Source organism: Duganella sp. CT11-25, from assembly GCF_047302815.1.
In the GTDB taxonomy this organism is placed as follows: domain Bacteria; phylum Pseudomonadota; class Gammaproteobacteria; order Burkholderiales; family Burkholderiaceae_D; genus Rugamonas.
Genome location: NZ_JBKBFD010000001.1, coordinates 2196255 through 2215421, shown reverse-complemented (window position 1 = coordinate 2215421; position 19167 = coordinate 2196255). Strand labels below are relative to the sequence as shown.

The following is a 19167-nucleotide window of genomic DNA, read 5'->3' as shown; positions in this document are numbered from 1 at the left end:
ATTCCCTGATAGCTCAGTTGGTAGAGCGACGGACTGTTAATCCGCAGGTCCCTGGTTCGAGTCCAGGTCGGGGAGCCAGAATTCGGTAGTATGCCAAGAACCCAGCCCTAACCCGGTTGGGTTTTTGCGTTTTAGGGTCCGTTTATTTGCGCATAGTGGTCCACGGTGAGGCCGTTTGCGTGCGCGGAACAGCTACCCCTTTGGGTTAGCCTCGTGCTGCACAGGCAAGCACTCTGCGGGGCGGTTGATGGTGGACTGGGATGCCAGTGCAGGGCGACCGAACTCACAAAGCTTTTCGTTTTCTGGCAAATAGCTGAATTTTCTGGCCTGCCTCTAGCTTTATTTGCAATATTTCTTTCCATGTGCCATTATTGTGGAATGGATAATTGCAAATCGTGTTCTGCTGCATTTGGGATTAAATTCGATTCTTTAAAATGCATCTCTTGCCAAGAGGTCTTCTGTAAGGCTCATTTGATTCCAAGCCAAGATATGACCATTCATCAAAGTCTTATGCAGTCATGGACTGGTGGTCACGGCCTCTGTTTCAAGTGTATTTTTAAGGTTTGGCAATGCGATAGTGATGCGCTTGAGCCGCCACGGGGCATCCTGGGACGGGTTAAGAAGATTGCTACCGGAACTATTGGTGCGGCGGCTAAGCTGACAAAACTTCAGAGGGACCCTAAGTCTCTTGTAACGATTAATTCTGACAAGTTTTCCGATTTCAGTCGATCCCGTGCGTTTGTAGTACTGCGGCATCAGCGGGTTCCGACTAACGAAGAAATTATGCGGGACCTGGCGGAGTGGGCTCGCCTCTTTGCGGTCACACAGGGACGATCTACGGAGCGGGAACTCTGTCTTAATGACTTGTTCCACGTGGTTGACTGGTTGCGTGAGAGGCCACCGTTCCCCAAAATCTTGCTGGGGTTGAATTGGTCAACGCTGGAGCGTAGCCCGCAATATATGGCGCTTGCAACGGACGTGTTTCATGTTACCCGAGGGGCGATCGCTATCATGTCTGGGGGCGCTGCGGAGGTGACTTATCGCGTGACAGATCGCGCCATAGAGCATCTCACAGGGAAAAGCTCTACCGAATTTGCCTACGATAAGCTCAAGCATAAATTTGGCGTGAATGTAAATATTCGCGCGTTCATTTTGTATTGGTTGGCTGGGCAGATCATCCTGCAGTTGCTGGCACGGCGCGACAATTAGGATATCAGGTCGGTCTTTGAAGTGCACGGCGGCAGGTGCTGGAAAACTCGTTGTATTTCTTCGACTTGGTGCCCATCAGCTCGATTGCGCTAGAACTGTTGAATATACAGAGCTCTGTATATTCCCCATTTTTGAGTGCACAGAAGGAACTTTTAATTCTCTCTGCGAATTTCCGCTGCCGAGAATAATTTTTCGCTGCTGACACTACCATTAATGATGTCTCGAACGACCAGCTGATCACCGGTAACTTGATATTCCAATTTGCTGTCCCTGAGATCGGATCCATACCACCGGGCGCCAGCAATAGAATCGTCCCACGTAAGAATTAGGCCCTGATGGAGTTTGCAGCGGTAGCTCATGGCCTTGCCGTCGGTCTGGCGGGTGTATTTCACTTGCACTTGGTCGCCGTTCACTGTCGCGGACATGATGCCAGTATCCCGGCTATAAACCAAGGATAGGCCTGCTTTACAAATCTGGCTGAGGCTGAATTGGCCCGTTTCAGGTAATGCGGAATTGGATGATGTTGGCGGGGATTTCGGCTGAGTGGCGACGCACATGGCTAGGGAATGCTTCTCACCAGCTGCTGAATCAATAAGCTGTGCCGATGCAATGGCAATCCCAGTTTCTCGTAGCCGTGCTTGGAGTGCATCCGTGCAATACATCTGCTGCCACTTTTCCGTGATCGCGAGGTTCTTTTCATAGAGAGACTTGTCGCCATCGTTGCTGGTGGCCGTTAACATCGCGGGGGTGTTCGTGAAGAACTGTGTCACATACGACAGCGGAGTCTCCAGTGTTTGAATTGGCGCGGAATGGCCCTGAATTTCGGACTTATGCTGTTTTACCAACTCGGTAGCGAAGCGTTCAAGCACAGCCGAAGGTGTGATCTTCTTGGCCGGAGCAGCCTCTTCTCCGCATGCAGTCAGGGCGGTAACGAGGCAGAGAAGCGTAATCAGATTGTGGTAATTTCTCATCGGTGCGTAGTCCGTAGTCCTTAATTTGCAAACTTAGTAAGAGTGGAAATGAGTTCTAAGGCCGCTGATTTTTAGAAAGTGAATAAATCAGTACTTCCCTAGCTCGTATGGGAAATCCGGACAATATCAGGTACCAATTTATTTTCGGTGGGAATTTGTGAGATTTGGTCAAGTTCCGTTCGGCTATGATAATGCTATCTGTCCACACTCAGTTGTAGGTTTTCCGCGAAGGACGCGCTTATGAAATTTCTTGCACAGCTGGCGCTATTTGGCATAGGTGCGTATTTCCTTATTTCTGCAATAGGTTTTGGATGGCTGCTTTTTGGGCTGTTGATTCTTGTGCTGGTCGGTTTGGCGAAGTAACCATAATGTTGAGGAAAGCAATATCCTGTGCGCGACGCGTCGCTTGGCGTAGTAGTCATGGTATGGCTAGTCATCTCCGCACTAGCCGATTGCCCTTAGCATAAACAAGAAAATTACTTTATGTTCTCTGCGGTAAAACTACGACCTGCTCATTAAAACTGCGAGGGGAATCTTAAAGAAATCGGAAACAGCTTCGCCGAACGATTTAGACGGGAAATCGACAATTTCCTTCCCTCGTTTTTGTCGAATTTTGTTGGCTAACTCATGAATATCACTAACTTCTTTTCCATGCAGTAGCTTGCCATTCATTCCACCCATCATTCCGGCAGAATCAATCGCGTCCAAGTCAATGAAGTAAGCCTTTTTTTGATCAAAATTCATGTAAAGTATCTGTTTTTGTATTGAAGCTTTCACAGTGTACTCATTTTCGGCATTCCAATCGAAGTCGATGAAAGCCATAAAAGAGCAAAAAATAAAATAAATAAAGAAGGCTGTGAATATTTTTTTCATAATTTATTTTAAAAAAATTTAGGCGTCATCTGAAAATAAAGAATGGCTCGACACTTTATGATCAGATACCGCTCTCTTAGCGACATTTATCAACGATAGCAAATTTTCCCATGAGGAAAAATCACACATTGTCACATGGCATCTCATTGGCTCCTGCACCGTCATCGGTAACTATTGTTTGCGTTGTTGGCAGAATAGCAGGTTGCTCAAATGGAATATGCGTAAATTGTCACCGCCCGATGCTCACGGTCCCTGTTAGGATACTGCCGCGAGGCTGACGTTCGGCGGCAATACTTCCCGGAGTTCCAAAAACAAGGCCTGAGCTGCGCACTCTGAAGCATCCACGGCGGTGGCATCACCGGCTGCGGTGGGTGAGGGGCTGTTTATTTGCGCATAGTGGCCCGAGGTGAGGCTGCTGGGCGGTGGGGATGCCGAGGGGTAGGGGCTGGGGCTTCGGTGGCACCCGGAGGCACTGAGGAGGCTGGGCGACCCTCCTAGGCGACCCATTCAATCTCACGCAGCACGAAGGCAAGCGTATGCACGGCGAACGTTGCATCGTTCTCGTCCACTGTCCTCAGTGCCATCTTGTTTCGCTCGTTGTCTTTGCCTCTGGGATGAAGCTTATTGATGATCTCTAGGGCAGATCGTAGCGCTAGCATCTGGTTGTCACCGAAATGGTTTTTGATCGCCTTGAGCCAATTGCCAAGATCCTGCTGGATAGGGGCGTCGGAACTGGTCACGCTTTGCATCCACACAGAGACAAAGACAACTGCGGCATTTCTGCATTGGTCAACAACAGATGTCGGTAACTCCCGGTAAGCCGCGTTCAAGACTCGGTCATAGGCGGATTTCACACTTCCCAAGCTAGCAGGGCTGATCCGGCTAGTATCAAGCTCGGGGAGTATTCCTAGGGCTGATTCTGAACGCAGAGTAATCACAATGTCTGATCCGATTGAGCGTTCCACTTGCACAATTCTCCAGGTGGATGCCGCGTCGGCCTGTCCCAGCATCATTCGTAGTCCTTCGCCGCTATTCGGACGGCTGAGCAATTGACTACATTCGATATAAACGGTTAAGTTCTTTGAGACCCGCCATGTGCCGTTTGCAGCTTTAATCAGATCAGAGTGAATAGCGGGGTGGGCCTCGACCTGAACTATCTCACGGCTCACGCTCCCGAAGTTTTGATATAGCCTACCACGGCGGATCCGGGCGCTGAAATCGAAGGAAGTCTCAACGAAGATCCAGCTGAACGGATTACTGGTAAAGCTTTGGGGAATCTTCTGTACATCGCTTGGTACTTCAATCAGAGTCGCGTTGCAGACCGGTGGTGTTGGCCAGACTGGGTGCGTAGGTCCTTCGCGTCCTTCGTAGGCCATTCCTGTTTCGATATCTATACCTAAACGTGACATGCCGCTCCTTACCGATTAAGGGTTTCTTATTTTGCTAGAATAGCATGCTGTGAAAGAGCGATCATCAAGGAGATGAAATGCTGAACGTCCGGAATATTGATGACCTGTACGCCAGCCTACCAAGCATTAATGTGATAGCGCCAGCCCGTTCGAATGGTCGTACAAAGGACCAGGTAGAGATCTATTCGATTGTTCGTCTTCTCGGAACTTTGCCCATAGGCCCCGGCGACTTCCCATTGCAGTTGGATAAGTCAGAGAGGCCGGATTTTATTCTCCAATGCGGCGAGCGTCAGGTCGGTGTAGAACATACCGAAGCGATCCCCCCAAATGCTGCTAAAGAAGCAGCAATCCGATCCCAAGGAGCTGGCGAAGAGTTGCATTTTTTGCGGCGAGCGTCAGTGGATGAACCTCGGAAATCTAGCAAACTGTTAGCTGCCGAGATTGACGCGAATTCCTATGGGTCTAGCTGGGGTGGCGACTCTGTCGAGCGAGAGTGGTCCGGTGCAATGGCGTACTTTATCAAAAAGAAGCTTTCCGTCGCCGAGAAGCAGGGCTTCAAACTGCTCGATGCGACCTGGCTTTTGATTTATGACAATTGGCCTGCCCCGGCACTGGATCCTAAAAAAGGAATCGAATTCTTGCGTGCACATTTGTCGGAAATAGCTCCTTGGACGACTTTTGAGCACGTCTTCATACTTGACGAAAAAGTTCTCCTCGATCTCTCGGAGGTGGGCGCTGTGTCTTACCAGGTGAATCATTGCCTGCCTACGTAGGCTTGCTTTGGTTAGCGTCAATTCAGGTCAATAACTCGCGTACGGCCTGCGTGACTCGTTCGCGGTCGCTAGCTGACATTCGATGGAATACTACCTGCAACCATGCTGCCTCATCGTCCTTGGCGTAGAAATAAGACTCCGGCACATTCAGGACTTTGGCGATCCGTTCGACCATCGTGAAGTCTGGTTCATGCTTACCGCGTTCATATTGATTCATCCTAGCACTAGACGACATTTCATCGATCCCCGCCAGCACACCTAGTCGCTCTTGGGATAGGCCGGCATGCGTGCGTGCCTCTTTCATCCGTTTTCCGAGTACTCGCATTCTTAGCCCCCCAAAGGCTAAGATATTCTTAGTATTCTGTTGACCTTACACTAAGGATTCCTTAGTATTTGGCTCGATCAATTTAATGCCTTTAACTACTAAAGGAGGCTGAACAGCTAGGAATCTTCAACCCAAGTGGCGCAACTTCACCAATAACCTAGCCCTGTTAACCGGGACACTAACTCGAAGGACCCTATGAAAAGATTGGCAAGCATACTGATGGTGGTGGGAGCATTGATCGCAGTCATTGCATTTAACCTTGATGTGACGGCGGGAGAGACGGGTATCGTCAACATGAACATGATGGCCCAGCGTCAGAATTTGCTCATCATTGGTTGCGTAGCATTCCTGGCTGGCATCGTGTTGCTCGTTGGCATACAGCGGCAAGGCGAGCCTAAAGACGGTCTGAGGCCCAAGCCGCAGGACGCAATGCACATTCGGCCAGCGCCGAATTCCAAGGAGAAAATAGTCGCAATTAGGGAGCGTTGGGATGCACTACTGAAGCATTTACTGAAAGATACTACCTTTACTGAATTCGTCGTTCGATTAATCTGTGCGACCGCTTCCGCCGTCATAGGGGCGCATCTCATTGCTGCGTTTTGGGACGTAGATATTTGGATGTATTCGCTTCTAGTAATACTGTTCTGGTTTGCTATGAAGAAGGGGCATCCCATCTTAACCCTCATCTTCGGCGTGGAAATAGTGGCCTGCTTAGCCATCCCGATCATCTATATAGCATTCTATGAGGGTTCGTGGTCTTCGTTCGGCTACCTGGCTCCAGAGCTTTTCTGTTGTATCGTTGGAGTGGTGGTGGCAACTAAATTCAAGCGAAAAGCAGCTCCCTCTATTCAATAATTAGCTTTTGCATTTTCACAAGTTGGCCTTCTCATCGTTTGGTGGGAGGGCCATTTTTTTTGGGTCCCCTGAAAGGAGCGGTATGAGCATACCCAACACCACGCACACCAATTTCACGATCATCGTCAACTGGAAGGAGAGGGGATTCGGATGTGCCAAGGCCTGTACATACTGCAACTGGCGCGGTTCCCCGATGCTGCCACAAGGAGCTCAGTCCGCAGCAGAGGTTACGGCATTCATACGGCAGTGCAGGAAGTCGTTTATCACGATCAGTGGTGGCGGCGATCCCCTGTACCGATTCGATGAAAACTTCCCGGCATTGCTGTCGATGTCGGACACCATTAAGGCCGAGGGTTATAAGGTCCGTGTCATCACCAGGGAAGTGCAGCATGTGGTGAAGCTGAAGGGCATTGTCGACCATGTATCGATCTCTCTCGATGACGATGTGCTGCAGCTGCTCGACGACCACCGGCATCTTTGGGATAGCGCCGGCCAGCCACTTGATATTGAGTTTTCCTTGGTGCTGCCGCCCTTGCCGATGGCTGACCTGCTGGAGTTGAAGCCTCAGTACGCGGCATTGCACAAGCGGCTCAAGCGTCGGCTAGTATTGCGCGAGAACTTCAACAGCATCTTCCCGGTTGATGCTGCAAGTATGTCCTTCGGTCACAGCGGGATCGTATTTGTGCCTAAGTCGTTGTGCCTCAGCAGCCGGTATCTTTCGACCATCGATTGCACAGGGCATGAGATCATGCAGGACAATGCTGCGCTTGCTGGCGTCCTTCTTGCACATCCTGACGCTTATCTGTTCGGCGGCTTCGTCAAGCATCTGATAGACCCTGCTGTGCACCTTGAGTACAACGATATCGACGTGATCGCGCTCAACGCTGGCGTGATGGAAGCCTTGGCCGAGCAGTTCGGCTTTGCGTTCAAGGAGGTATCGCCGGAAGGTGTATATCCTCGATACTTCGTCGGCAAGTCAGTCAGGGCCGGGAAGTCGATCCAGCTAATACTGATGCACTCGTCGGCCGATGCCAAGAGGTTCATCTTCAATGCGCAGTACGGCGTCGATCGCGTCGGGTTCAACAAGGGTTTCTTCTTCGATCCCCTGATCGGTGAGGATGCGATACACGAAGCGATTCACCGCAAGGTCGCCCAGGCAATCCCCGGCACGCGCAGCATGGAGCTATTCCAGCCGGATCGCTTGCAGGTCGAGCAGCGGCACAAGTCCAAGTTAATCAAGAAAGGATTCCTAATCGCCAGCCAGCAGTAGCAGTAAGCAGCGCTAGCAGCACATCACCAATCCTCGCCTCATCCCCTCCTAGTTTCAACTTTCCACACCACCAGCAGTTCAGCAGTTCAGGATTTCAGAGTTCCCACAGCACCCGTCGCACCTGTCGTACCCGACGCCGATACAGGCAGGGCTCGTCGCGTCGTCGCGTGCGTCGCTTCCATCCACCCAAAATTTTCCCAGAAGGAGTACCCATGCCAGCAACCATTTACGTCACCGCCGAAGCCTATCAGACGGCACAGGCCATCAAGGATTTAGACTACTACGATCGACTCAACCTGAGCGACGACATACCTGGCTTCGACAAGCAGCCTGGCTACCACTTGAAGAACGCCAACGCACTCAAGCTGGCGGTACTGCCTGTTGGTGCCGTAGTCATTGATCCTAGTGCTATCGGCCGTCCGCTCTCGATATCGGCTCCGCCCAACCTTCGGGGCTGCATCTTCGATGGCGCTCCCAATCTCCCCGAGAAGTATGCAGACATCATCGCGTACTGGTCCGGCGCGAGCATCAATCTCAGTTCGTCAGGAGCTGCATATTTTCAGTGCCCACTCAACGAGTACATGGTGGATCTTGGAACAGATCCTGTTAGTGATCCTGTCGTCAATGATCGGCTGCTTTCGGAGGGTATTGTCATTTTTATCTCGGACGTATCGAAGCTGGTCGAAGGGCTGTCTGCCGATTCCTATGTCGAGATCAAGTTCCCGGTTGATCCTGCAATGCTCGGCGTGGAGCTTGATGATTTCCGCTCAATCAAGGACTACTCAACAGAGAACGCCAAAGGTCATGACTACGACAAGGTGTTCTTGAAGGTTTGAATCGCCACGACCATTGTAGACACTCCTGAGCCAGAATCTAACAAGATCAAAAAGCTTTGCCTTCACCGGTTGGTTTTTTTGCCTCTCAGAGGATATCCGGTGGCTCTAAGCCGTTGACCTGATTCATTTTTGGGCCGTCGTAGAACAGGCCGATGCTATACTGCTTTGATAATTTTTTCCCGTTCTATTAATCCCCAGGTCCCTGGTTCTAGTCGAGGCCGGAGAGCCAAAAACTTAAAGTGGCTGGATTGTCCAAGAGCTCCATTCTCAACGTCACCGACGTCATCTTGCCGTTCGAACCACGTATAGTGGATCTCGGCCGTCAGACTGCGCTCAGCGAGCGCTACCTGCTACCTGCGTTGCCCGAGCTTGAAGCTTTTTTTCTGGCAATCCGAGCGCATGTGGATCTGGCGCTGGAACCCGCGCAGCCGGTCAAGCTGGGGAAACCTTACCCGCTCGGCCAATGTCTTGAAATTTCGCTGGCGGTGATGCGGCTGCTGGAGCAGCCCGCCGTCCAGCTTTCGGGCGCCGCCGTTGCCGGCCATGCCGCATTTACCGCCTTTCGCAAGGCGGGCGGCGCACTCCGCCTGGTGTGGGGTGATCTGCGCGGCGAATTTTTCCAGAACGCTTTTCAGCTGGGCACCTTGTATCTAGACGTTTCCAACGATACGGTGACCCCTACCAAGCCCAAGGTGGAGATCCTGCCGTTCGAGCAGGCGCGCCTGATACCGGTCGCCGATTACCGTCATTTCGCGCGGATTTCGTCGCGTTACTGGAAGCATCGCGTCTACCCGAACCATGTGTTGCCCGAGTTGGCGCCGTATTGTCCGCTGATCCATCTCACGCCGGATGGCGTGTTGTCGATCAAGGATTGCACGGAATATATGGTGGGCATGACGCGGGCAGGGCGCTTCGCGCCCAGCGAGGACGTGCTGTCCGACGAGCCGATGCCGGCCGCCTTGTTTCAGTACATTGTGCAGGCATTGGGCGACGTCAAATTGAAATTGCCGCGCACGGCGGAAGAAGGCCGCGTCATGGCGCTGCGCGCTTGCCGCGAATATCGCAGCAAGCGCTGGTACGCCGCGCAGCATCACGGTATAAAACTCGTCAATGCGACCCATGAACTCGACCTCAGGCTGCAGCGGGCGAGCACGGCCCAGCCTTACATCGCCCCATCCGAACTACCCCCTACACCAGTAAAAAGCGAACCTGCCATGAACGCACCCGGGAAAATTACGATTAACGGCACGGAGTTCAGTAGTGCCAACATGTCCGAAGAAGCGCGTCGCAATTTCGAGATGGTGCGCGCCATCGATAACAAGCTGGCGGACTTGCAGCGCGACATGGAGATCCATCAGGCTGCCCGCAACGCGTATATCGATGCCTTGGTGAAGTCGCTGTCTGCGGCGCCGGGGCACCAATGATCCCAAGGCCGCGTCCATACGCGGCCCTTTTTGCATTTTGGCACCAAAAATTCACACAAATACACGATTCCGGTGGACGAGCATCTTGCACCTCGGTATTCTGAATATTATTTCCTGCCCGAAGGGGGAGCGATGGGCAGCAGCGTTGAGCCGTTAGAGAGCGTGCAGCGGGTGCGCGACCTGGAGCGTGAGGTCGCGGTTTTGCGTGCGACCTTGACCAGCATGCCGGCGGGTTCGCTCGACGAGCAGGAATGGAAGGATGAGGTTGTCCGCTTATTGAGCGAGGTGGTCTTGTTTCGTCTCGCACTGGATCAAGAAACAGTGCTTTCAAAAAATAAGTAGAGGTTGATCATGAGCGCTGAAAAGAAAACGGCTGTGGTGTACGGCACGGAAGACCTGTTGATGAGTCTGTGTAACTCGGTGACCCGGGTCCTGAACGTCGCCACCCAAAGCAAGGTGAATTACTCCGGCATGGTGCAGCGTATCACCAAGATCGGGTTGAAGCCGGACATCGGCTGCTTCGTGCTGTTCGACGGCGGCTTTACCGGCCTGGTGGTGCTGAACTTCGCCGCCGATACGGCGATGGAAATCTATGAGCGCTACATGCTGCACATGGGCATGCCGAAGTCGGAGCTGGCCGGTTCGCATACGTCCGACGAAGTGTCCAACATCATGGGTGAGCTGATGAACCAGATCGTCGGCGATTTCACCGGCAAGGTGCGGCGCGAGCTGCAAACCAATATCACGCAGAACCAGCCGAAGATGCTGGTGCTGAACAAGCAGGTGATGCTCAGCGTCGATACGCCGCTGGACCGCCCGGAAATGCGCCGCGTCACCTTCTACACGGAAAAGAGCAACATCTTCTACCTGGAGCTGGCGATCGACCGTACCGAGTTCATCCAGCTGCATGAGTTCGATTCCAGCGAGGTCGCCGATCCGGATGCGCTGATGGACCAGGAGCGCGACAATCAGAATCAGGGCGCGGCTTCCTCGGCCGCCAGCGCCGAGGACGAAGCCAACGACGAGCTGCTCAAGTCGCTGGGCATGTAAGCGGGCGCCGGCATCGTCAGGTAGGCCAGGCGTTTGATTTCGCGCCGGCCGTGCGTGACGGTGTCGAGTATCAGCCCGCAGGTCAGGCTGAGGAAGGCCAGCAGCATGATGGTGGACGCCAGCACCGCGGTCGGCAGGCGCGGCACCAGGCCGGTGGCGAGGTAGGTCTCGATCACCGGCGCGGCGGTCAGCAGCGAGGCCAGCGCCAGCAGCGCGCCGATCAGGCTGAAGAACTGCAGCGGCCGCTCGTCCTTGAACAGCCGCAGTATCATCATCAGGATTTTATACCCGTCGCCGAAGGTCGACAGCTTGCTCTGCGACCCGGCCGCGCGCGCGCCATACGGCGTATTCACCTCGGCGATCGGCATGCGCAGTTCCAGCGCGTGCACCGTCAATTCCGTTTCGATCTCGAAGCCCTTGGCCAGCGCAGGGAAGGACTTGACATAGCGCCGCGAAAACACCCGGTAGCCCGACAGGATGTCCGTGAAGCGGTTGCCGAACAGGCGCGCGACGAAACCGGTGAACAGGGCGTTGCCGAAGCGGTGGCCGGCGCGGTAGGCGGCCTCCTGCGTGTCGACGCGGCAGCCGACCACCATGTCCAGCTGCTCGGTCACTAGTTTGGCGATCATCGCCGGCGCGCTGGCGACGTCGTAGGTGACGTCCCCATCGCACAGCACGTAGACATCGGCCTCGACGTCGGAGAACATGCGCCGCACCACATTCCCCTTGCCCTGCAGCGATTCGCGCCGCACCACCGCCCCGGCGGCGCGGGCGTGCGCGATGGTGTGGTCGCTGGAGTTGTTGTCGTAGACGTAGACCGTGGCTTGCGGCAGCGTGGCGCGGAAATCGTGGACCACCCGGGCGATGGCGGCCTCTTCGTTGTAGCACGGCAGGATCACGGCGATGGTGGCTGGGGACATGGCGGCTCACTGGCGGGTTGACTGGGACAGGGCTGCGCCTTTGGCGGGGATGCCCAACTGGCGGACAGCGCTGATGTTGGCCTCGGCAGCGCCAGAAAATGCATAGACCTCGGTGACGCCCGCCCGGTAGCGGTGCGGCAGCGTCATCACGCGGCGGAACGGCGAGGCCGGCAGTTGCAGCGCGGCGGACAGTTGCGTGCTGTGCGGGAACGGCGCGGCATGGTCCAGCCGCACCAGCACGACGTAGCGCGCACCCAGCCGCAGCAGCTCGTCCAGCACCTGTTGCGGATCGTGGTATTTGAGCGCGTAGCGCGTGCCCATGAAGTCGGACGCGGCCAGCAGCTTGGAGGCGCGCACCGCGTAATGCCGCAGCGCCGGATCGCGCACCGCCAGCTCGGCGATCAGCGCGCCTTCCGCGCCGCTGCTGCCGTCGATGATCCAGACGGATGGCGCCTGGTCCGGCGGCAGCGCCGGCAGGTCGGCGGTGCGCATGTCGACCTTGGGGCCGCGCAGCGCCAGATGCGCGACGCCCGGCGCCAGCAGGGTCATCATCAGCAGGACGCCCGCCGTCCGCGCCGTCAGGCCGCGCATCGTGGCGCCGATGTGGAAGACGCCCAGTGCCGCCAGCGCAACGTAGGCCGGCAGCGCCGGCGCCAGGTAGCGGTCGTCGATGGCGGCCGGCACCAGCGATTGCAGTGTCAGCGTCGCCAGGATCAGGCTGATGGCGATGCTGACCACCGACCAGCGCAAGGGCGCTGTCCGGCGCTGCCGGTACTCGGCGACGACCGCGATCAGTGCCAGCGGCGCGCCGGCATAGCCGAGATTACGCAGCAGCGTGTGCAGGTTGGACTTGAGCGCCAGCCAGGCGTAGGGCAGGCCGGCCTGGTGGTTGAAGCCGTCCGCCGCAATCGAGGAGGTCAGCCAGTACCACGGCACGATGACCAGCCCGGCCGCCAGCGCCGCCACATACAGGTGCGGCAACGCCAGCAGCCGCCAGCCGCGCGTGAGCAGCATGTGGAACAGCGGCAGCAGTACGATCAGCCAGCCATTGCCCTTGATGAGCACGGCTCCCGCGCACAGCGCGGCGAACACGCCCGCGCGCGTCCAGCCGGGGCGCTGCGTGTAGGCCAGCCAGGCGACGGCGGCGGCGGTGCAACAGGCGGTCAGCGCCTGGTCGAGCATGAAGAACGCCTGACCTTCCACCGCCAGCGGTGTCAACACATAGACGGCGCAGCCGGCCAGGGCGACGCGGCGGCCCGCCAGCCAGGCCAGCGCAGCCCCCAGCGCGGCGGCGGGCAGGGCGCTGACCAGCAGGTTGATGAGGAAGGCCGCTTGCGGCGTCGCCGGCAGCGCCAGCAGCAGCACGCCGAGCAAGCCGTAGTAGGCGGGCGGCCAGTGTCCGATCGAGATCTTGGGATAGTGCAGGTAATACTCGACCGCATACGCCATCGGGTTGGCGCCCGCGTGGCCGTGCAGGTAGCTGCTGACGAAGACGCCGTTGAGGAAGTGGGCAGGCTCGTCCGCGCCGGAAAAGCCCGCTTGGTAGGCGTGCAGCAAGGCCAGCACCAGCGCGCCCGCCAGCAGGGCGAGCGCGTAGCCGCCCAGCGCCGACCACGCCATGCTGCGATGCTGGGGCTGGATCATCATTGCCGTCCGTTTGCGAACAAGCCTCCGTTATAGCATCGCGGGCAAACCGGGCAATGAGGCGGCGCAAGGAAAACCGGAGCACGTGAAATGTGGATTTTTTCATACACTTGCCAGGAAAAATAACCATGCCCGGCCGCCTGCGATAGCCGAACAGCAAGATTGCCGTTCTGATCAAAGGGCGGCCCTATGCGGGGCGTCCAGCCTTCTATTATTCAGTTCGCGCATATCCTTAGCCGAATTTCTAACAGTTAATGCCGTTTCAGATATATTCAGCTTGCAATACATGGTATGCATGAAAGAAAATACCGCCTTTCTTAAAGACGGTGCATTCTAGACATCCTTCAGGGTGCGGATAGCTAGCCCGCTTGCCGCCACGGTCACGTCAGATGACCGGGCGCGCTACAAAAAAGAGAGAACAGGAGACACTGTTTTTAACTCTTTGCATTACATTTAAATCGGGAAATTGAATGATCAAACTGTCGAAGATGCACAAGCGCCTGCTGGCGCTGAGCGCCGTCATGCCTATCGGTTCCGCCTTTGCGCAAACCGCCGCTACTGAACCGCAACTGGAAACCGTCGTCGTGACCGCCCAGCGCCGCGCCGAGAACATCAAGGACGTGCCGGTTTCGGTCTCCCTGCTGAAAGATGAAAAACTGGACGTGCTGCTGTCCGGCGGCCAGGACATCCGCGTGCTGGCCGGCAAAGTGCCGTCGCTGAACGTGGAATCGTCGAACGGCCGTACCTTCCCGCGCTTCTACATCCGCGGCTACGGCAACACCGACTTCAGCACCTTCGCTTCGCAGCCGGTCTCGCTGGTGTATGACGACGTGGTGCAGGAAAACGGCATCCTGAAAGGTTTCCCGATCTTTGACGTGGCAGGCGTGGAAGTGCTGCGCGGCCCGCAGGGCACGCTGTTCGGCCGCAACACCCCGGCCGGCGTGGTCAAGTTTGAATCGGCCAAGCCGAACACCGACAAGATCGAGGGTTATTACAACCTGTCGTGGGCCACCCACAACACCATCAATGCCGAAGGCGCCGCCAACATTCCGCTGTCGAGCGAATGGGCGATGCGCGTGTCGACCCTGCGTCAGCACCGCGACAACTTCGTCGACAACACCTTCACCAAGCAGAACGACGTGCTGGAAGGTTACAACGAGCACGCCGAGCGCGTGCAGTTCCTGTACAAGCCGAGCACCACCTTCAACGCCTTGTTCAATGTGCACTCGCGCACCACCGACGGCAGCGCACGCCTGTTCCGCGCCAACCTGATCAAGCGCGGCACCAATGACTTCGCCGACGGCTACGACTTCACCAAGATCAACACCAACGGCCAGAACGACCAGAACCTGAGCACCAACGGCGCCAACGCCCGCCTGACCTGGGACCTGGGTTCGGTCAAGCTGTTCTCGATCACCGGCTACGAAGCCGTGGACAACTACTACAGCCGTGGCGACATCGACGGCGGCGCGCCGGGCCAGGTGCCATTCCAGGTTGAGACCGGTGGCGGCCTCGACGGCTTGAAGCAGTACAGCCAGGAATTCCGCGTCGAATCGAAAAACGCAGGTCCGTTGAACTGGCAGACCGGCGTCTACTACTTCAAGGAAAGCGCCGACGGCTACAGCAACAACTACAACAGCGACACCGGCGCGCAGACCTCGCACCTGGCCAGCCATCAGAACAACACCGCGTACGCGGCGTTCGGCTCGGTCACCTACGACCTGAGCAGCGACCTGATCCTGCGTGGCGGCCTGCGTTACACGCACGACCAGAAAGACTTCCGCACCACCGAGGCCGTCAACGTCACGCAGATCGGCCCGAAATCGGTTGAAGAGAGCAAGAACAAAGCCAACTGGGACCTGAGCGCGACCTACAAGATCAACAAGGACGTCAACGCCTACGCCCGCGTAGCGACGGGCTTCCGCGCGCCGAGTATCGCCGCCGCATCGGCATCGGTGCCGATCACCGTGGCCGACGCCGAGACCATCACCTCGTACGAAGCCGGCATCAAGGCCGACCTGTTCAACCGCCGCGCCCGCGCGACGGTCAGCGTCTACAACTACGATGTGAAGAACCAGCAGCTGACCGTGGTCGGCGGCACCTCGAACGTCACCAAGCTGATCAACGCCGCCAAGACTGTCGGCCGCGGCGTGGAAGCCGATTTCGAAGCCTTCATCACGCCGGAGTTCAAAGTGACCGCAGGCGGTTCGTACAACTTCACCGAGATCAAGGATCCTAACCTGTACGTCAACCAGTGCGCCACGTCGAAGTGCACGATCACCGATCCGATCGCGTCCAACGGCCTGGTGTCGATCAACGGCAACCCGCTGCCACAGGCGCCGAAGTACATCCTGAACGCCACCGCGCGCTACAACTGGGCGCTGGCCAACGGCAACCTGTTCGTGCTGACCGACTGGGCGTATCGCAGCAAGATCAACTTCTTCCTGTACGAAGCCAAGGAATTCACCGGCAAGCCGATGGTTGAAGGCGGCCTGCGCGTGGGTTACAACTGGGATGGCGGCAAGTATGAGGTTGCCGGTTTCGCCCGCAACATCACCAACACCCAGCGCATCATCGGCGCGATCGACTTCAACAACCTGACCGGCTTCGTCAACGAGCCGCGCCAGTTTGGCGTGCAGTTCAAGGGCGGCTTTTAATTAGTCGTCCTCCAGCCTAGACAGCTGGAAATTGGCCGTATATAATGCGGCCTCTTTTCCCTGATAGCTCAGTTGGTAGAGCGACGGACTGTTAATCCGCAGGTCCCTGGTTCGAGTCCAGGTCGGGGAGCCAGAATACAGTAGCATGCCAAGAACCCAGCCCTAACCCGGTTGGGTTTTTGCGTTTCAGGGGCAGTTTATTTGCGCGTAGTGGCCCGAGGTGAGGCCGTTGGGCGGCGGGGATGAGTTGCCCCTTGGGGCTGCATCGCGTTGCACAGGAGGGCACTCTGGCTGGCCGGGACGAGAGGGTAGGGCGACCGAACCGATGCGGCGGGCGGTTGGTGTCGTCGTCACAGCGGTGAGTGCGGTTATATGCGCATAGTAGGGCTTGTTATCAAGTAATTGCGAGATCAAGGACGTATCAGCTTGCTGCGAGAAAACGCCGATTACCTGAAAATAGACCGCCGGAGTCACTAAGCTATACTTTTAGAGCACTGCCCCGAATAGGTTATCGGGTTCATGTCGATGTCGAAAAAATGGTTGTGAGAGATGTCACCACTCTCATCCCTCAAGCGATACGTTGCCGTCACGCGGACACCGCTTCGATCATTCGTCGGGTACGCGCCGTCGATGCTTTCAACGTTCGGGTGAGCGCTGAGCTCTTTGCACTTTCGCTCAAGGGCCTCGTAGTTCTTGCCAAGGATAGCACGCAGTTCATGTTCGGAGTTTAATGCTTTGCTAGGGTCAAAGTTCCCCGCTCCGGTTCGTTCGCACTTGTGCCAAGGTGTACTCTCCTTTATACAGCAAAACTCAACTTCGTATCCGCGCACGGATCCTTCGTATATCTCCACAGGACGATGCCTCATCGCATCAACGATTGCCACCTTTTCTTCCGATTTAATACGAGGCCCAAGATAGATGCGTTTCAGCGCAGGATCTGTGTATAGCTTGCGCCCTTCCCTTCCGGCTAAATATCTCCACTCCTTTTCGTGCTTCCATTCAGCCCGTTTCTGGATTAATCGACTAGTAACTATCTCCATCGGATCAGAGAGAGCTAGCCGTTCGAAGGTTATAGGAGTAGGAGCACTGGAGTCGTATATTACCGGTACCGGTAAAAAAGAGTCTCTGGGCAGATCGGAGATCACTTGTTCGTTTGCTGGCAGGATTGACCCGGTCAGATTGACCCGCCCTCCATACCCTCGCGAACGCCGCGACCCTATCGTAAGACCCCTCGAACCCCAGTTCCTTTAGGTCCTCATGAATCTGTTTTAGCGTGCGCCGTTGCTTGCGTGTCCGCGCTGCTTCAGTCTTGAGTAGCGCGGAAAGCTGAAACGCGTATTTGTCGATGGCGCGGGTGGAACGCCGTTCGGCGTAGGCCGGCTCTATGGTTTCTGAGCGCAGATAGCGTCGGACGGTGTTTCTGGAGATGCCCAAACGCCTGGCGATCTCTCTCAATGGGACCTGGTCACGAATGTGCCAGCGTCGAATAATGCCTAGTAGTGCCACGTCGATCACTCCAATTCCCCACTCAATGTCGTGAGTAGGATTGTGTCTTATACGTGGGTCAGTTCGGTTTGCAAATTATGCGGTGAAATGGGTCAGATTTCGCTGCAAATCAACACGATGAGTACCAAGATACCAAGCAGATACAGTACGCGATCCTTGCGGAGATACTGCGTGCCGGTGCGGGCGAGGTTCGCTCATTTATTGTGGGTGACCCTAATCAAGCGATCTATGGGTCTCTTGGCGGGTACTCGATTGCACCTCAAGATTTTTCCCAGTTAACTGGACTACAGCTAGACCTAAGAGCGTTGTCCGGAAACTATAGAAGTTCAGAGCGTATCGTAGGCTATTTTGAAAACTATAACTTGCATCAAACTGTCATTTCTGCTGTTGGCGTGGATCGCAACTTCCCGAGCATCATTACCTATGATTCGCAGACCACAAAGGCAGATCTATTGGAGGAGGTTACGCGGCTAGTGACGCACAGTGTCGAAGTCGCTGGCATTGCAACAAGGGAGATTTGTATTCTCGCACCGCAATGGATGCCTTTGGCTTCGCTCACACGCCGTCTCATCGCTGCCATGCCACAGTATGAGTTCGACGGGCCTGGAATGGTACCTTTCGCATGGGATATGGAAAACTTCTGGTACAAACTTTCACGCATTGGCTTAACTCAGGCGTCGCCGAGAATGTATATTAAGCGGGTGCGTTGGGCGAATGAAGTAATCCGCGACCTTGAAATTGCAGGTGCGCCGGTATCTGGAATTACCGGCAAGGCGTTGTTACGGGCATCGAATGCTTTTAGGTCGGCAGAAAACGACGGATTGACGTACTTGTCAGATTATTTTGACACGATGTTCGCGTGGTTGGATATCGATTACCGTCAATTTCAGACGCTTTCCGAGCATCATCTAGCATTCTTTGAGAGCTCTTCGGCGCGAATAGAAAAGATTGCACAGCAAGGCGCGGAGTCGATCAGAGATATAGGCACCTTCAGGAAAGTGTTTGCCGAGCGGAGCGGGATTACAATTTCAACTATTCACGGCGTCAAAGGTGGTGAATTTGATGTAGTGATCGCCTATGGCCTGTTGCAAGGTATGGTTCCCCATTTTAGCGATCCTCAACCGCATGAGAGCGCTGCTAAACTGTTGTATGTCACATGCTCCCGCGCACGCAAGCATCTGCATCTCATCTCGGAAAGTGAACGGCCACGTGGGCGCTACAATTCATATTCCCCAACGGAGCTATTGGCCGCAACGCAGTTTAACTACGATCACATTTAGAGAAGTGCTGTAGCCGTTGAATTTGCGCGAGGCCGGGCCTCTCGGTCCCGGTTCGGCGTTCGGCAGCGCTAAGCCCTTGTCTTGCATCAACTTTTCGGCAGTGATGCCACGGTGGCAGCCATACGGTCTCGGTATTAGGTCGGTTCTTGAGGGCCACGGCGGCAG

The 19167-nt window shown here is 55.7% G+C and carries 18 protein-coding genes, 2 tRNA genes and 2 pseudogenes; 14 read left to right on the top strand and 8 right to left on the bottom strand.

Features of this window, described 5'->3' with window-relative positions:
• Positions 1-2 precede the first annotated feature (2 nt).
• Positions 3-78 (top strand) — tRNA-Asn (locus ACEN9F_RS09325).
• 411 nt (positions 79-489) lie between these two features.
• A complete protein-coding gene (locus ACEN9F_RS09320; RefSeq protein WP_413419748.1) occupies positions 490-1209 on the top strand; it encodes a hypothetical protein in 720 nt (239 codons plus the stop codon).
• A 152-nt stretch (positions 1210-1361) separates the two neighbouring features.
• Here ACEN9F_RS09320 and ACEN9F_RS09315 read toward each other — a convergent pair whose 3' ends face one another.
• Entirely contained in the window at positions 1362-2180 is an 819-nt protein-coding gene (locus tag ACEN9F_RS09315) for a hypothetical protein (protein WP_413419747.1), read from the bottom strand.
• Between the two features lie 240 nt (positions 2181-2420).
• Between ACEN9F_RS09315 and ACEN9F_RS09310 the strand changes: the two genes are divergently transcribed.
• Complete coding sequence (locus ACEN9F_RS09310; RefSeq protein WP_363504536.1) at positions 2421-2543, top strand: hypothetical protein; 123 nt, start codon at positions 2421-2423, stop codon at positions 2541-2543.
• A 138-nt stretch (positions 2544-2681) separates the two neighbouring features.
• On the opposite strand, the gene ACEN9F_RS09305 is transcribed toward ACEN9F_RS09310, so the two are convergent.
• Together ACEN9F_RS09305 and ACEN9F_RS09300 are read right to left on the bottom strand one after the other, a co-directional pair.
• On the bottom strand, positions 2682-3053 hold the full coding sequence (locus ACEN9F_RS09305; protein WP_413419746.1) for a hypothetical protein: 372 nt from the start codon (positions 3051-3053) through the stop codon (positions 2682-2684).
• 494 nt (positions 3054-3547) lie between these two features.
• Positions 3548-4462, bottom strand: coding sequence for a hypothetical protein (locus tag ACEN9F_RS09300; RefSeq protein ID WP_413419745.1), 915 nt, complete (start codon positions 4460-4462; stop codon positions 3548-3550).
• A 77-nt stretch (positions 4463-4539) separates the two neighbouring features.
• Between ACEN9F_RS09300 and ACEN9F_RS09295 the strand changes: the two genes are divergently transcribed.
• Complete coding sequence (locus ACEN9F_RS09295) at positions 4540-5235, top strand: hypothetical protein (protein WP_413419744.1); 696 nt, start codon at positions 4540-4542, stop codon at positions 5233-5235.
• A gap of 22 nt (positions 5236-5257) precedes the next feature.
• Here the strand turns inward: ACEN9F_RS09295 and ACEN9F_RS09290 are convergent, their stop codons facing one another.
• On the bottom strand, positions 5258-5539 hold the full coding sequence (locus ACEN9F_RS09290; RefSeq protein ID WP_413419743.1) for a helix-turn-helix domain-containing protein: 282 nt from the start codon (positions 5537-5539) through the stop codon (positions 5258-5260).
• Positions 5540-5755: 216 nt separating this feature from the next.
• On the opposite strand from ACEN9F_RS09290, the gene ACEN9F_RS09285 reads away from it, so the two are divergent.
• From ACEN9F_RS09285 to ACEN9F_RS09260, 6 genes are all read left to right on the top strand, one after another.
• The gene (locus ACEN9F_RS09285; RefSeq protein WP_413419742.1) at positions 5756-6415 is read left to right on the top strand and encodes a hypothetical protein; all 660 of its coding nucleotides are present in this window, start codon (positions 5756-5758) and stop codon (positions 6413-6415) included.
• 82 nt (positions 6416-6497) lie between these two features.
• Positions 6498-7685 carry a hypothetical protein gene (locus tag ACEN9F_RS09280; protein WP_413419741.1) on the top strand — a complete coding sequence of 396 codons (1188 nt, stop codon included), beginning with the start codon at positions 6498-6500 and terminating at the stop codon, positions 7683-7685.
• Between the two features lie 212 nt (positions 7686-7897).
• The gene (locus ACEN9F_RS09275) at positions 7898-8521 is read left to right on the top strand and encodes a hypothetical protein (RefSeq protein WP_413419740.1); all 624 of its coding nucleotides are present in this window, start codon (positions 7898-7900) and stop codon (positions 8519-8521) included.
• A 248-nt stretch (positions 8522-8769) separates the two neighbouring features.
• Positions 8770-9945 (top strand): hypothetical protein, encoded by a 1176-nt coding sequence (locus tag ACEN9F_RS09270; protein ID WP_413419739.1) that lies wholly within the window; start codon positions 8770-8772, stop codon positions 9943-9945.
• A 30-nt stretch (positions 9946-9975) separates the two neighbouring features.
• Positions 9976-10287, top strand: a complete 312-nt coding sequence (locus ACEN9F_RS09265) for a hypothetical protein (RefSeq protein ID WP_413419738.1) — start codon at positions 9976-9978, stop codon at positions 10285-10287.
• A gap of 9 nt (positions 10288-10296) precedes the next feature.
• Positions 10297-10995 carry a DUF3334 family protein gene (locus ACEN9F_RS09260; protein ID WP_413419737.1) on the top strand — a complete coding sequence of 233 codons (699 nt, stop codon included), beginning with the start codon at positions 10297-10299 and terminating at the stop codon, positions 10993-10995.
• Here the strand turns inward: ACEN9F_RS09260 and ACEN9F_RS09255 are convergent.
• Positions 10920-11915 (bottom strand): glycosyltransferase family 2 protein, encoded by a 996-nt coding sequence (locus ACEN9F_RS09255; protein ID WP_413419736.1) that lies wholly within the window; start codon positions 11913-11915, stop codon positions 10920-10922. The genes ACEN9F_RS09260 and ACEN9F_RS09255 overlap by 76 nt on opposite strands.
• A 6-nt stretch (positions 11916-11921) precedes the next feature.
• On the bottom strand, positions 11922-13562 hold the full coding sequence (locus tag ACEN9F_RS09250) for an ArnT family glycosyltransferase (RefSeq protein WP_413419735.1): 1641 nt from the start codon (positions 13560-13562) through the stop codon (positions 11922-11924).
• A 467-nt stretch (positions 13563-14029) separates the two neighbouring features.
• Here ACEN9F_RS09250 and ACEN9F_RS09245 point away from each other — a divergent pair, with 467 nt between their 5' ends.
• Entirely contained in the window at positions 14030-16216 is a 2187-nt protein-coding gene (locus tag ACEN9F_RS09245) for a TonB-dependent receptor (RefSeq protein ID WP_413419734.1), read from the top strand.
• A gap of 57 nt (positions 16217-16273) precedes the next feature.
• Positions 16274-16349: transfer RNA gene (locus ACEN9F_RS09240), tRNA-Asn, on the top strand.
• A gap of 340 nt (positions 16350-16689) precedes the next feature.
• On the opposite strand, the gene ACEN9F_RS09235 is transcribed toward ACEN9F_RS09240, so the two are convergent.
• Together ACEN9F_RS09235 and ACEN9F_RS09230 are read right to left on the bottom strand one after the other, a co-directional pair.
• Positions 16690-17361 (bottom strand): hypothetical protein, encoded by a 672-nt coding sequence (locus ACEN9F_RS09235; protein WP_413427247.1) that lies wholly within the window; start codon positions 17359-17361, stop codon positions 16690-16692.
• A gap of 43 nt (positions 17362-17404) precedes the next feature.
• Positions 17405-17731, bottom strand: a pseudogene (locus ACEN9F_RS09230) (helix-turn-helix domain-containing protein); the annotation flags it as partial.
• Between the two features lie 119 nt (positions 17732-17850).
• Between ACEN9F_RS09230 and ACEN9F_RS09225 the strand changes: the two are divergent.
• Positions 17851-17943 (top strand): annotated as a pseudogene (locus ACEN9F_RS09225) (hypothetical protein); the annotation flags it as partial.
• Between the two features lie 141 nt (positions 17944-18084).
• A complete protein-coding gene (locus ACEN9F_RS09220; RefSeq protein WP_413419733.1) occupies positions 18085-19002 on the top strand; it encodes a 3'-5' exonuclease in 918 nt (305 codons plus the stop codon).
• Positions 19003-19167 lie beyond the last annotated feature (165 nt).

Coding starts and splice junctions, on each gene's coding strand:
- ACEN9F_RS09245 (WP_413419734.1), top strand. CDS start 14,030: ATGATCAAACTGTCGAAGATGCACAAGCGCCTGCTGGCGCTGAGCGCC.
- ACEN9F_RS09305 (WP_413419746.1), bottom strand. CDS start 3,053: ATGAAAAAAATATTCACAGCCTTCTTTATTTATTTTATTTTTTGCTCT.
- ACEN9F_RS09320 (WP_413419748.1), top strand. CDS start 490: ATGACCATTCATCAAAGTCTTATGCAGTCATGGACTGGTGGTCACGGC.
- ACEN9F_RS09285 (WP_413419742.1), top strand. CDS start 5,756: ATGAAAAGATTGGCAAGCATACTGATGGTGGTGGGAGCATTGATCGCA.
- ACEN9F_RS09315 (WP_413419747.1), bottom strand. CDS start 2,180: ATGAGAAATTACCACAATCTGATTACGCTTCTCTGCCTCGTTACCGCC.
- ACEN9F_RS09300 (WP_413419745.1), bottom strand. CDS start 4,462: ATGTCACGTTTAGGTATAGATATCGAAACAGGAATGGCCTACGAAGGA.
- ACEN9F_RS09275 (WP_413419740.1), top strand. CDS start 7,898: ATGCCAGCAACCATTTACGTCACCGCCGAAGCCTATCAGACGGCACAG.
- ACEN9F_RS09290 (WP_413419743.1), bottom strand. CDS start 5,539: ATGAAAGAGGCACGCACGCATGCCGGCCTATCCCAAGAGCGACTAGGT.
- ACEN9F_RS09295 (WP_413419744.1), top strand. CDS start 4,540: ATGCTGAACGTCCGGAATATTGATGACCTGTACGCCAGCCTACCAAGC.
- ACEN9F_RS09260 (WP_413419737.1), top strand. CDS start 10,297: ATGAGCGCTGAAAAGAAAACGGCTGTGGTGTACGGCACGGAAGACCTG.
- ACEN9F_RS09255 (WP_413419736.1), bottom strand. CDS start 11,915: ATGTCCCCAGCCACCATCGCCGTGATCCTGCCGTGCTACAACGAAGAG.
- ACEN9F_RS09310 (WP_363504536.1), top strand. CDS start 2,421: ATGAAATTTCTTGCACAGCTGGCGCTATTTGGCATAGGTGCGTATTTC.
- ACEN9F_RS09280 (WP_413419741.1), top strand. CDS start 6,498: ATGAGCATACCCAACACCACGCACACCAATTTCACGATCATCGTCAAC.
- ACEN9F_RS09250 (WP_413419735.1), bottom strand. CDS start 13,562: ATGATGATCCAGCCCCAGCATCGCAGCATGGCGTGGTCGGCGCTGGGC.